Genomic DNA, 12946 nt, shown 5'->3' on the forward strand with positions numbered 1-12946 from the left:
AGGAAATTCTATGAACAGTTCCTTGGAGATGATTCGAAAAGTAAGTGGGATCAGCGCTCTCAAGAGTCATTTTACAGACCTGATCGAACAAGACAAAAAGCTTGCAGCTTCTCAAGTAAACAGTGAAGAGGTGTCATTCCCAACGCTTTATATACTCTCATCATCTATCAGTTCAAACAGATTAACAAAATACTTATCAGATAGAAATAAAGTCGCACTCGCACTACGAAAAGATATACTCGCAAAAGAACGTGCACCCGCGAGCCCTTTTCCATACTCAATATGTGAGACACCTCAGCTCATCCATTCTGTATTAAGATGGATTGTCACAACTGGGGCCAACGAAAATCTTAATTCGAAATACCGTTTTGTATTAGATCGGTCAGCAGGGTTGTTAACGACGATCTTTCATGACCCGACTGACCTTCCTGCTATTTCTCAGTTATTGTTTAAGCGACATCAAAAAGGACACCCAACGCATTATTTAACGTGGGCTTACTTTTCAACACAAAACGTAAGTAGTTTACTTCCCGTCGGCGAAAGACTAGCATCCGCTGATCGTGAGGAGAAACACTTTGCAAAGGAACTTCTTCACTTTATACCTGGACTGAACGAGTCAGAAAATCCTTACGTACATTTCAGGACGTGGTACGAAGAGAACCTTCCATACCTTGTACTCAATGAAAATAGTTATGAGCTTACAGCTCAGTTAGAGCCCTATTGTGTTGACTATATGATGAAATACAAAGAACAGCCTGGAAATAGCCGTCTTCATGATGAAGAGTTTCGGTCTCTGCCAGCGGAAACACAGAAACGCCTTGGTGACTTTTCATATAAATTAAGAAAATATTCACGCTCTGAATGGAATGAATGGTTAACACGGCCTCTAGAAGCACAGGTTCAATCGATTGAGGAGGTAAACCATGATACTTATAGGAGATAAGGTCGCGACGATCGACGATTTTGACCATCGTATGATTCAAAACTCCTTCGAGCGACAGGTGTTAGAGACCCTTCTCAACAGCTCGGTCACACACACGTATAGCTCTCGTGGTGAAGTCGTATTTGAAATGCAGTTTCGTTCAGCAATTACAGCGAGTGCTCGAGAACTTTATTATAGCGGCGCACAATTTGCGGATTTTTATAAATCCAGGTGTAATCCAATGTTTTGGAACTTGATGCCTGACGGAGCTTTTCTGCTAAAACAAGGCGTTCCCCCTGCTGAGGCTATCGTTGATATTTTTCGAAACGGAAGAATCTATGCGTTTGAATGCGCAACAGCCATGATCATCGTTTTGTACAAAGCTGCCTTAAGAATGCTTCCACCCGTGAAATTCAATACGTTATTCGCAGATATTCGCCTTTGGGGTTGGAAGTATGATGCTGACCTCCGGATCGTTCATAATATCCCAACGCAATATATTCCTGGCGATATACGGTATGTGAAGAATCCAGACGTAAATCCATTAACACCTGAATGGCAAGGTGAGAACATCGTCGATTTGGGGGATGGTATGTATTTTGGTCATGGACTTGGTTTTAGGACGCTTCCTGGAATCATCGATGCCCTTGCGAGAAGACGACGACCTGGCGCAATGAGGATGCCTTACCTTCTTGAAACAGCAACAAGACCTGGTTTCTCCTATTTATACCAATTTGCGACAATGAGGGATGAACTAGAACAAAACGTTTTGTTATTTGACGATCAGCTAGGGAATAGCTCTGTATCTCTAGATGAATACAACAAAAAGCAAGAAGAATTATTAAAGGAATACATTACGATTCGTTTTCCTAAATCATAAAAGAAATTCATAAAATTCTTTTTATATAGATGACCGCCCTCCACACTCAAGACCGTTCTGCATATAGTGTAAAAAAACGGACGGTGCAGAACATGGATACTTTTCCAACACTTCTAACATCACGATTAGTGCTAACGGCTCTTCATCCGAACGATGTCGATGCTTTATTTTCTATTTTTTCAGATCCGCTAGTCACGTATTACGATACGGGTGACACCATGAAAACTAGAACTCAAGCAAATCACTACATCAATGCTTTTAAAGAGCCTTCTTCGATTTCAACAACAAATTCGATTCGATTTGCCGTTCGTCTTAAAAGCAACAACCAACTGATCGGCACCGCAGGATTCCAAAACTGGGATCGCAATTCCTCCAAAGCGGAGATTGGCGCTGTCCTATCAAGAGACTATTGGCGAGGAGGGTATGGTTTGGAGGCAGCGAGGTCCATTATCGATTTCGGATTTTCAAAGATGAAACTACACAAAATCTATGCCCAGACTATCCAAAACAACGAATCTGCAGTCAAACGCCTCAAACAGCTAGGATTCAAGAAAGAAGGTTGTTTTAAAGAGCATATCTTTCTTCATCAAAAGTATTACGACGTTCTCGTTTATTCCATCTTTTCTAAATAAAAGCTCCTCCCATTCGCATGGAAGGAGCTTATTATTATGCAGCTTTCTTTGGCGGAGGAGATAAAAAGGCGGCAACGGTACCTAGGATTGGGAAGATCAAAATAAGTAATAAAATCTCTGTATATCCTCCAAATGTATCGTAAGCCACACCAAAAGGTAATGGACCAAAGGCAGAACCGATTACCATCGTTGTTGTTGCGATCCCCTTTATACTACCAAGATTTTCTCTGCCAAAATAATCTGGCCATATAATGTTGAGAGTGATTCTCTCGATGCCCCCAATAATTCCCCATAATACGCCAAACACAATTGCAAGGACGTAGGTATCTACTTGAGTCAATAACAGGATAAAAACCATCTGACCGATGAAAGAAAGTCCTAAAACAATATGTACATTAACACGTTCTAGAATAAAACCTGATGCCATCGTTACCGGAAAACCAACGATTGCCATGATGCTCAAGATCAGGGCAGCAGTATGGTCAGGTACACCTTGCTCTCCCAATATAGAAAACAAATGAAACGTGAGCCCTGTATTTACGAGGGCTGGGATACTCACACAAAATAAAATTAACCAAAACGCTCTCGTCCTCATCGCTTCCTTTACTGTCCAATTCGTTTCAAATCCTTCCTCATCTTCTTCGCCCATCTTTTCTTCTTTACGCTTTGCGAGTCTTTTTTTCGAAACCGCATTATCAGGAAGTAAGCCGATGTCTTCAGGTTTGTTTCGGATTAGAAAGAAAACGACTGGTAAAAAGATGATGACGATTGCTGCTCCAAGAATTCTCCAGGCATTCTCCCAACCGAACGAGTCGATCAACCACGTGTTAAGAGGTGGAAAAATGGCAGAACTTAAGAATCCGCCAATCGCCATAAAACTAAGTGCACGCCCCCTTTTAAGAATAAACCATTGAGGGACAAGCGTATTTGGAACAAGTGTCATTGAACCCTGTCCGAACAATCGAAGCATAAAAAAACCGATGAACAACATGACCGGTCCGACTACAAAGCTATTCCAAAGGCACGCGACCGCTAATAAAGACCCTATAATGAGCATCATTCGTCGCTGCCCAAATTTGTCTACCATTCTACCAATAATAAATAGTAAAAGACCAGCTGCTAACGTAGCTGATGAATAAATACCAGAAACTAATGAACGACTCCAACCGAAATCTGAGATATAGTGATTAATAAAGACAGAAACGCCATAGGTTTGTCCAGGTCCTGAAAAGAAAACGCCTAAAGCTGCTGCTGCGACGATCAACCATCCATAGAAAAATGAGGAAGACTGCTTAGAAGATTGCACGACTATTCTCCTTTTCATAAGGTATTGATTACCATTCTACAGAAATATTCATACTTCCCAAAACACTTTGTCCTTTTGAACAATTTTCAATATCGTTGTAACCTTTTCGTAACGTATGTCGTTTTGTTATATAGGAGGAGGAGGGGTATAACATGAATGAAACATTTGATCGACTGTATAACGACTATCACGCAACATTATTTCAGTTCTTATTTTATATGGTAAAAAATCGTGCAGTCGCAGAGGAGCTTGTTCAAGAGGTCTATATAAAAGTACTACGCTCCTATCATTCATACGAAGAAAGAAGCAATGAAAAAACTTGGCTATTAACGATAGCGAGAAACGTCGCAATCGATTATTTGCGTACACATAACCGGAGAACTTCAAGGTGGCTGAGCAAGTTCGAATTTAACAAACAAAATACAAAAGATGATACACCGCTCCCTGAAGAAATCGTGATGCAAAAAGAAGACGTTCAAGCCATCTACCATAGTTTGAAAAATTGCACGCTCGACCAGCAACAAGTTCTTATTCTTCGCTACATTCAAGAGTTTACAGTGAATGAAACCGCCGAAGTTCTTCAGTGGAGCGTGAGTAAGGTAAAAACAACACAGCATCGTGCCATCAAAGCGCTTCGAGAACTATTGGACGATCAAATGAAGACGAATTTAAAGGGGGTTTTATGATGAGTGATAAAACAAAATCTCTGTTATCGAAATTACCCGAAGTTAAAGACCATCAAAGTAAAGAAATGATCTATCAACAAGTTCAAAATAAAATGAAAGAACGAGGTAGTCACGTGAAGAAGAAAAAACGTGCACCATGGATCATTCCATCATTTGCAACTGCAGCAGTCGTTAGTTTATCTTTATTTCTATTACCAGGCTTATTCAACGAACCTGAAGATCAATCGCAACCTGCCATAGAATCTTCTTCAGATCAGGGAGATTCGAATGCGAACGAAAGCGCAACTACCGCTACACTCGATGAAGATAAGAAGATTGTAGATGATCCGATTGGTGAAGCTGAAGATAGTAACAAAGGATTTGCCGCAAACGAAATGGTAACGTTCGATCACTATACTCCTGCTATGCAACAAGGAGCAGAAAGTATCGTCCTCTCATTTCCAGACCAAGAAGGGCAGGCTCTCATTCCTCTATCATTTCCTTTTGATAGTGAACAAACGCTCTCAGACCAATTAACAGAGATCCTTTCCTCCTTCGATGCAAGTGAATACGGGCTTTTAGAATCGCCAATCTCTGATGCTTCCTTTACAGTGGAAAATACTAATGATTTGAAAACCCTAGTCGTTGACTTCGCAACACCTGGTGATAGTCTTTCATCAAACGAATCGATCATGATTCGAGATAGTATAGCGTGGCTTGCGGATAGTGTCGATGCACAAAACATCGCATGGAAAACGAATGGTGAAGAAGGTTATACCCTAGGTAATTATGGTCCTGCTGAGCAAAGTATTGAAGACGAAACTGCACCATTCTTTCTATTTGAAGCGAGTACGGGCGATCGATACCTTGTAAAAGGTTCACCATTATATGGTAACAACGCGAATGATTTGCAGAGCGTTCTCTCCCTTATGAAGAACGGCGATAGCGAAAACAACGCATATGCGCCTTCAATTCCAGAAAGTGTGTCGATCGATTCAGTTGAAAAAAGAGACGATGTAGCTGCGATCACGTTTACAGAAAATAGCACATTTGATTCTCAAGAAGAGGCGATGGAAACACTTGAAGCGATCATGCTAACAGCATCACAGTTCGGATATAATAAGGTAAGCTTCTTTAATACAGGATTTTACAGGGTGGGACCTTATTCTCTCTATGAAGCGATCCCTATCCCTCAGTCTCCAAATGCCATCTCACTCGATCAATAATCATAAAAAAAAACGCATCTGTTAATCCAGATGCGTTTTTCATTTAAACGGCAGCTTCTTTACCATATAAAATAAGAGCTTGAGGCACACGCCATTCCAAGCTCTTAAAATAGGTTATCTTGCTATTTCAGCAATAATCTGAGCTGGTGTCATCTCAGTAGTAAGCTCAAATTCACGAGGTTGAATGGCTGTTTCCTTACCTTTATCTCTTAAGACTTTAATAAACTCATCAGCACTTTCCACAAGTTTCAGATCTTCGAGACTTTGCGCTACTTCTTGACTCGTCATGCCCTCTTTTATATCAAAGATAACCTTTTTAGGTTTTTCTTCTTCTTTTTCTTCTTCTTTTTCTTCTTCTTCTACCTCTTTATCTTTGGAGGTTTCTTTAGAAGTATCTTTAGCATTGATGGCTTCTAACTTTTTTTGTGAAGCCTGCAATGATTCGTACTCTTCTTTCTTTACCATCACCATGTTCTTTTCCTTCAACTGCTCTTCAATCAACTCGTCCGCTGATTTCTTGCTCTCTTCAGCCCATGCACTTGAAAACATTAAATAATAGGCTCCGAGAAGAAGAGCAGCAACCAAAAGACCAGCCGCAATTCCCTTTGCTTCTTGCTTACTCATTGGTACCACCATTTGCAGTTTTTGCTTGGCGTTCGAGAAGTTCCGTACGTTGTTTTACAACTTTTAACTCTCTCATTAAGTTAATGTATACATCATCTACTTGTCCTTTAACTTCTTTCGCATAATCGTTAACGAAATATGAGTAAATAAAGAACCCTAGTGAACCGGCAAGCAATAGAAAAATGATCAAAAGCATTATTATCCCCCTACTAACTGTTTTTTGCATTTTCTATATATGTACGTATTTCATCCATCTAATTCTTTCGTGGGGTTTGAAGGCTTTATGTCTATTTCAGCCAATATAAAAGAATTGCAAACACAAAAAAACTAGAAAATACGACATGAATCGACCTTTTCTAGTTTACCTATTATTTAAGAAACTGGCAATACGTCTCTTTTCCTACTGATCACTTACAAGTTGGACGAAGTGATATAGAATTCTTGCAGTCATCCCCCAAATCACATAATCCTTATAATAATAAAAGAACTCAGGTAATACAGAAGATGACCAGGTATACTCCTCACCATTTGGTATAAGATGAAATGGAAAACTCTCGTCGGGCTTTACATGTATTTTGATATCGTGGCGTTCAGGAGGATTCGATATAAAATAGCTTAAAGGTACTGTGAATACCTCCTCTACCTCCTCAGGATTATGAGACAACGTCGTATCTTTATTAATAACTCCTAGAAACGGATAGACGATGGATTGAAAAGACGACACAAGATAATCGAGCTCGCCAATGACGTGAAGATCATTTTCTGATACGCCCAGTTCTTCACACGTTTCTCTCGTAGCTGCTTTTAAGGGGTTATCATCGGTTCGATCGACTTTTCCACCCGGGAAACATACCTCACCAGGCTGTCTACGCAGTGTATGAGCCCTCACTTCGAACAATACATGGAGTTCACCCTTCACCTCGATTAGGGGAAGAAGCACCGCAAATTTATAGAAGTTTTCGTTACCGAGTACTTCACCTTTTCTCCCTCCAACGTTAGCGTTTATCTTATACCATAGCTGCATTCTATCGAACTCCTTTTATTCTTCCTTCACATTTATTATATACCCCTAAAAATAAGGATTACCTGCTTTTGATGAAATTTTCTAATTATCGTGTAACCTTTTCTTCACTTGAGTCGTCCAATTAAGAAAAGGGTGATTATATGCTTAAATACTTGGCTATCGGCAGTATCGCATTACTTACGTTAACCGGATGCGGAGAAGGGAATGAGTCAATGAATTCAACGAACAAAGGAAATGGTAATGGAAATGGAACGGCTGAAGAGGTTAACTCTGGGTCAACTGGCTCCTCTGGTATTGTTGCTGGGTCAATGGAACCTTCCCTCACTTTAGATTCGATTAGTAACGGGCAAGCAACCTTTACTTACAAAGTTCAAAACCAAACTGAAAAGGTTCAAACCGTCGTTTTTCCTTCGAGTCAGAAATATGATTACAAACTTTATAATGAAGAAGGTGAAGTTCTTGTAACCTATTCTGCCAACAAAAGCTTCATCAAACAAGTTGAAAAGAAAGAAGTGAAACAGGCTGATACTCTTGAATATACGATCACGCTCGATTCACTTGCCAAAGGCTCATATACGTTAGAAATCTGGCTTGCAGTTGAAAACGAAGAAGATTTCAAGAAGACCATTGATTTTACGGTAGAATAATTCAAACCAGCTGGCATACCAGCTGGTTTTTTCATTATCAACGCAAGGCCTTCTCTAGATATCGTTTTGACAACGTTTGAAAGTATGCAGCTTCAACAGATAGTGATGAAGAGATAAGCAGGCTTTCCATTGCTTCACTTTCCACAAACGTTAACCGACTCTTTGAACAAAGTTCCTGTGCCTTTTCTTTTACAACTGAAAGATCATTCTCTGAATGAACTCCTTCAAATAGACATGCATACGCATGATAAAAAACAAGAGGGTTGATCAAATCATCGTTTCGATCTGCAGGGTTGTTGAAAGCAAATCTTAATAACAGTCGAATGCTTTCAAAGTCATGAGTGTTCTTTAAATCTTCTACAATGAATAAAATCGCTGCCTGTTCAATCGAATACTTTTTCCCATGCTGCGGAGGGCCAATCCAATCTTTAATATCTCTTTTTACCCAATTCTGTACGGCAGTGGAACGAAAGCTTGCATATTCAATTTGATTTCCGAGACTCACTATTTCATTGATAGACAATCCGATCGCTCTTTCTTCAGCTTTTAAGAGCTTTTGAAAGACAGTAGGCAGATTATTGTTTTCTTCAAATCTCCCTTCTCCTCCGGTACGTTCCCAAGCTTTCATCAAAATGTCATATGGACTTTCTTGATTCTTGATACATTGTAAGATCTTTCCCATTTCCATTCTAGTTAAATAATAGCCTTTCATCGTACACCCTACCTTATAAGGTCATTTGAACTTATCGTATAGTTTCTTTATGGAAATATCAAGAAGGAGTGCTTCTTACATGTAATAATTGGGCTTTTCACCCCTCATTTTGTTGTAACTGTTTAGGAACTGGGTGAATATCCTGTGTTGTGTAAAGGAGGAGTTCGCTTATGAACATGTACAACAACCCCTACGCGAACCAACAAGTTCAGGGTGCTAACATGCATAACCAAGTACAAGGCGCTATGAATGGTCCTAATCAACAAGTTCAGGGTGCGATGCACGGACCGAATATGCCGAATCAGCAAGTTCAAGGCGCAATGCATGGACCGAATATGCCGAATCAGCAAGTTCAAGGTGCCATGCATGGACCGAATATGCCGAATCAGCAAGTTCAAGGTGCTATGCATGGACCAAATATGCCGAATCAGCAAGTTCAAGGTGCCATGCATGGACCAAATATGCCAAATCAGCAAGTTCAAGGTGCCATGCACGGACCGAACATGCCGAACCAGCAAGTTCAGGGTGCCATGCAAGGACCAAATCAGCAGGTCAAGGGAGATTTAAAGCAACTTTCAGGAGATATGAAAAAGCTTTGTAAAAAATACAACAATTATCATGCAAACGTTCAAATGACTGACGGTATGGAGTATGAAGGTATTATCATGGACTCAGACAGTGAGCATGTATCATTACTACTCCCTCAAGAAGTTGCAGAAGAAGAAACAGAGCGTCAGTACGGACGACGTCGTTACAGACGCTATGGAAGATACTATTTTCCACTCGCAGGAATTGCAGCACTTAGTTTAATTCCTTATTATCGCCCGTATCCTTACTACCCTTATTACGGCTATCCTCCATATGGATATCCATATTACTATTAAAATACCTACAAAATACGAAAAGGAAGCCGTGGGGCTTCCTTTTTTTATGGTTTACCTTAAGCTTATTGCTTACTTTTTACATCCAAGTCATTTCTGGACATGAGCTCTTTTGCTTGCTCGGAAGTAAACCGTTGATTGAGTGAATCACCGGAAATACTGTCAAAAACCATATCTGGGTTCAATGAGGTATTCATCTTGATATCCTGTTTTGATCTATTCCTGTTTTCCGCCATGATATCCACCTCCATCATTAGTTATCATGACCTGAACTGTTCGAAACATACCTCCCCAAACACATAAGCTACATGGTAATGACGATTTTCCCAAATTGTTTAGCTTCAGCTAAATGATTGAACGCGGTCTCGATTTGTCCCAATTCATAGTACGCGTCGATTATTGGTTCAATGGAATGATTCGCTACAAAATCCAGCATAGCGCTAAATTCATCGGCACTCCCCATCGTCGAACCAAGAAAATTATATTGTCCGTAAAAGAAGGATCGTAAGTTAATTTCGGCTGTATCACCTGTTGAGGAGCCAAAAATCACCAATGTACCTCCACTACGTAAGAGATCTAACGATCGGTTGATCGTCGCTGCTCCTACGCTTTCGATTACAAGATCGACATTTTCTTCTTTAGCGACGTTCGTCCAGTCATCTTCATTTGAAAGAGCGAGATCCGCTCCAAGATCGAGGGCTTTTCTGCGCTTTTCCTCACTTCTTGAACTAACGATCACTCTAGCCCCAACCGCTTTAGCAAATTGGAGTAAAAATGTTGCAACACCGCCTCCGATTCCTGGAATAAACACCGTTTGGTCACTTTTTAACTGTCCTCTTGTGAATAAAGCACGATAAGCTGTTAGTGCAGCGATGCCATAAGAAGCAGCTACTTCAAACGACATAGAAGAAGGCTTTAGAAAAGCATTTTCTTCAGGGAGCACGATACTTTCTGCAAACGTACCATCTCCAGGAAAACCAACAATTTGAAAGCCCTTGGGTGGTGCTGCAGCATTTTCTTTCCAACCGATACCTGGATTAATGAGCACTTCATCTCCAACTTTTACTGATTGGACGCCTTCACCTACTTCACTGATGATTCCTGCACCATCTGAGCCTAAGATGACGTCAGGATCTCCGTTTGATCGTCGCGTAGGAACGGACAAATCTCTATGATTTAACCCCGCTGCTCGTAATTGAATTTTCACCTCACCTTTGCCAGGTCGAGGTTCTTCTAAGTTGTCTTTGAATACAAGTCCTTCTTTTCCTCTGGCTCCACCGTGCACATAACCTTGCATATGTAATTTCTCCTTCCTATAGTCATTTCGTCTCTTCTATTCAATGGTACTATTTATTCCCGGCGTTTACGAATTCGTAAACCTTACCTACATCGTAAAAAAGTAAAAAGCATCAGGGGGTGATCCCTGACACTTTTATACTTAGCCACTAATCCATTTGTATTCTTGCCCCCAGCTTTCCTTTGCGAGGGTTTTCACTTTTGCTACACTGTCTTGTTCAACGGCATACGAATCGCCCTGTTCGTATGGATTGTAGTGAAACGCATAGAGACGTGAAGTGAATTCATCAAAAGGAAGCGAGCTTTCACCAAAGTACTCACCGTTACCCATAACCGTACTAACAATTCCTTGACCCCAGTTTTGAGAGCCATCGTTGTTCGGGTTATAAAAATAAACTCGGTAGTTACCTTTAGGACATTTCGCGATTCTTTGAATTGATACCGCGTGGAACCCAAGCATTTTCCCGTGAACGTTCGTGATGAATATACCGACAGGGTTCGGATAGATCAATTCATATTCATCATTGTATTCCGGATGATGGGTTGCATAAAACAGCCTTACGAAACCAGGGTAATCTGCAATGTTTCCAGTAATCGGCTCAATGACCATGCTGAACCCTTTTTGTACCCAGTTCCCATAAAAAGCTGGATTTACCCACCGGTGCCCATCTTCTCCTCTTAAAGCGACTCTCGACATCATTTCACTATAAATACGATCGAGGTGAGGAACTAATACGATCGACACTGGATCAAGTTCAGGATGTAGTTCAGGTGCTAATCCTCCCTGCAAATCTTTGGAGTAAATGTTAACGCCTTCGAAAACCATATCGATCTCACCATCACGTGCAGCTCGAGGGATGATTTCTAATAAATACCCTGGCGCGTGCTGTGCCCACAAGCTGATGCCCCGTGCAGCCTGACAGGTTGGGTTCAATCCTTGACCTACTCCAAGCGGTTGTCCGAGGACACTAATTACGCCAGCAAGGAGAATACTGTTTGCTGTTAGGCCTTCGCCTTCGTTCGCTTTGAACAATGCGTTTCGAACCTCAGGTCGAATATCAAGTTCAATCAGCCTTCTTAGCCCTGGTATAACTGGTGATGCTGAGAGCACGCCTCTTTCTAAGAGCAACGCTAGCCCGTATACAGATTGACACGTAGTTGGGAATAGAGCGACTTTTATTAGCTGATGAACGAGTTCTTCGTGCTCTTCAAAATTCGCTTTTCCTTTACCACTCAATTGTAAAAGGGCAGGGAGAAGCTCGGGTGACTTCCTGCTTAAGAAACGCGCCAGCACACTATGATGAGGAGAGCAAAGGCCAGTATTTCGCATCGATCGACCCAAGATTTCACTTTCTCGTTGAAGTTCTTCAACTGAAAGGTTCATCAATTGCTTCCTATATTCATTAGGCTGTGAATATAAATGACTTAAGTTAGATGGTCCTTCAATAGAAGCTACGTATTGCTGAAGAACCTCTTTCTGCGTGTCATCCTCATTTGATTTAAGCATTTCTTTTGCCATTTTTATGATCGACACAGTTCTTTTAACCATTATCGGGCGTTGCGCAGTCAATCGTTTGATTTCATAAATCAGCGTCTCAGAGAGAGCACTCGATGAAAGGTAACGAGAGATAAACTGGAACAAACGCTGGGCCTCATCCGCATTCTCTTTTTTCTCAATACGAGAAGCCTCTGTAGCTTGAGGGAAAAGCAAATCCAAATTGAGCGCCATGACCTCATTTAAAAAATCCATAGCCATTTCTTTAGAAACAGTAGGATGCTCTTCCATGCCTTCAGCAATGGCTAGCATACGTAAATTACTAAGCATCTCAATGACATAAGGAAGCCCCTTCGCTTGTAGCGAACCTGCGACTAGCGGAGGCTGAAGCTTCGATGGGTCTTCCCAAGGACCGTCTTGGAAGACACCTGCTTCATCAAAACGATCTGCATATTTAAATAGGATTTCGAGACCTTCTTCTGTTTCTAGAAGACGGTTTGCTTCTTGATAAACATCCGTCTGGTATCTCGATTTAGCGTATGTTGGTGCCTCGTTCAGCTTAGTCAATGACTGGGAAAACCTTGCAATCTTTCCTTCTGTTACTTCAGATGGCATGCTTAATTCTCCTTTATGATA

15 protein-coding genes are annotated in these 12946 nt (G+C 41.0%); 7 read left to right on the top strand and 8 right to left on the bottom strand.

What is annotated here, in order from left to right; all coding sequences use genetic code 11:
* Positions 1-10: 10 nt before the first annotated feature.
* The 3 genes from ACXAHI_RS17105 to ACXAHI_RS17115 all read left to right on the top strand — a co-directional run bounded on the left by ACXAHI_RS17105 (position 11) and on the right by ACXAHI_RS17115 (position 2434).
* Positions 11-943, top strand: a complete 933-nt coding sequence (locus ACXAHI_RS17105) for a hypothetical protein (RefSeq protein WP_474849966.1) — start codon at positions 11-13, stop codon at positions 941-943.
* The gene (locus ACXAHI_RS17110; protein ID WP_474849968.1) at positions 924-1802 is read left to right on the top strand and encodes a protein-glutamine gamma-glutamyltransferase; all 879 of its coding nucleotides are present in this window, start codon (positions 924-926) and stop codon (positions 1800-1802) included. Before ACXAHI_RS17105 ends, ACXAHI_RS17110 begins: the two co-directional genes overlap by 20 nt.
* A gap of 92 nt (positions 1803-1894) precedes the next feature.
* Positions 1895-2434 (top strand): GNAT family N-acetyltransferase, encoded by a 540-nt coding sequence (locus tag ACXAHI_RS17115; protein ID WP_474849970.1) that lies wholly within the window; start codon positions 1895-1897, stop codon positions 2432-2434.
* A gap of 34 nt (positions 2435-2468) precedes the next feature.
* On the opposite strand, the gene ACXAHI_RS17120 is transcribed toward ACXAHI_RS17115, so the two are convergent.
* Positions 2469-3740 (bottom strand): MFS transporter, encoded by a 1272-nt coding sequence (locus ACXAHI_RS17120; protein WP_474849972.1) that lies wholly within the window; start codon positions 3738-3740, stop codon positions 2469-2471.
* A gap of 152 nt (positions 3741-3892) precedes the next feature.
* Here ACXAHI_RS17120 and ACXAHI_RS17125 point away from each other — a divergent pair, with 152 nt between their 5' ends.
* Positions 3893-4426 (top strand): RNA polymerase sigma factor SigX, encoded by a 534-nt coding sequence (locus ACXAHI_RS17125; protein ID WP_270182525.1) that lies wholly within the window; start codon positions 3893-3895, stop codon positions 4424-4426.
* Complete coding sequence (locus tag ACXAHI_RS17130; protein WP_474849974.1) at positions 4426-5631, top strand: GerMN domain-containing protein; 1206 nt, start codon at positions 4426-4428, stop codon at positions 5629-5631. Before ACXAHI_RS17125 ends, ACXAHI_RS17130 begins: the two co-directional genes overlap by 1 nt.
* 114 nt (positions 5632-5745) lie before the next feature.
* On the opposite strand, the gene ACXAHI_RS17135 is transcribed toward ACXAHI_RS17130, so the two are convergent.
* The 3 genes from ACXAHI_RS17135 to ACXAHI_RS17145 form a co-directional block, all read right to left on the bottom strand.
* Positions 5746-6255 (bottom strand): hypothetical protein, encoded by a 510-nt coding sequence (locus ACXAHI_RS17135; protein WP_474849976.1) that lies wholly within the window; start codon positions 6253-6255, stop codon positions 5746-5748.
* Positions 6248-6451, bottom strand: coding sequence for a hypothetical protein (locus ACXAHI_RS17140; RefSeq protein ID WP_474849978.1), 204 nt, complete (start codon positions 6449-6451; stop codon positions 6248-6250). The genes ACXAHI_RS17135 and ACXAHI_RS17140 overlap by 8 nt, the downstream gene beginning before the upstream one ends.
* Positions 6452-6655: 204 nt before the next feature.
* Positions 6656-7279 carry an NUDIX hydrolase gene (locus ACXAHI_RS17145; RefSeq protein WP_474849980.1) on the bottom strand — a complete coding sequence of 208 codons (624 nt, stop codon included), beginning with the start codon at positions 7277-7279 and terminating at the stop codon, positions 6656-6658.
* A gap of 140 nt (positions 7280-7419) precedes the next feature.
* On the opposite strand from ACXAHI_RS17145, the gene ACXAHI_RS17150 reads away from it, so the two are divergent.
* Positions 7420-7926: a BsuPI-related putative proteinase inhibitor gene (locus ACXAHI_RS17150; RefSeq protein WP_474849982.1), complete on the top strand. Its 507-nt coding sequence runs from the start codon at positions 7420-7422 to the stop codon at positions 7924-7926.
* Between the two features lie 37 nt (positions 7927-7963).
* Here the strand turns inward: ACXAHI_RS17150 and ACXAHI_RS17155 are convergent, their stop codons facing one another.
* Positions 7964-8638 (bottom strand): DUF1836 domain-containing protein, encoded by a 675-nt coding sequence (locus ACXAHI_RS17155; RefSeq protein WP_474849984.1) that lies wholly within the window; start codon positions 8636-8638, stop codon positions 7964-7966.
* Positions 8639-8808: 170 nt separating this feature from the next.
* Between ACXAHI_RS17155 and ACXAHI_RS17160 the strand changes: the two genes are divergently transcribed.
* Complete coding sequence (locus tag ACXAHI_RS17160) at positions 8809-9522, top strand: hypothetical protein (protein WP_474849986.1); 714 nt, start codon at positions 8809-8811, stop codon at positions 9520-9522.
* Between the two features lie 62 nt (positions 9523-9584).
* On the opposite strand, the gene ACXAHI_RS17165 is transcribed toward ACXAHI_RS17160, so the two are convergent.
* The 3 genes from ACXAHI_RS17165 to ACXAHI_RS17175 all read right to left on the bottom strand — a co-directional run bounded on the left by ACXAHI_RS17165 (position 9585) and on the right by ACXAHI_RS17175 (position 12925).
* Positions 9585-9755, bottom strand: coding sequence for a hypothetical protein (locus ACXAHI_RS17165; RefSeq protein WP_474849988.1), 171 nt, complete (start codon positions 9753-9755; stop codon positions 9585-9587).
* A 68-nt stretch (positions 9756-9823) separates the two neighbouring features.
* Positions 9824-10816 (bottom strand): zinc-binding dehydrogenase, encoded by a 993-nt coding sequence (locus ACXAHI_RS17170; RefSeq protein WP_474849990.1) that lies wholly within the window; start codon positions 10814-10816, stop codon positions 9824-9826.
* A gap of 141 nt (positions 10817-10957) precedes the next feature.
* Entirely contained in the window at positions 10958-12925 is a 1968-nt protein-coding gene (locus ACXAHI_RS17175) for a hypothetical protein (RefSeq protein WP_474849992.1), read from the bottom strand.
* Between the last annotated feature and the right edge of the window lie 21 nt (positions 12926-12946).

It is taken from the genome of Anaerobacillus sp. ABD4_527 (assembly GCF_056160805.1).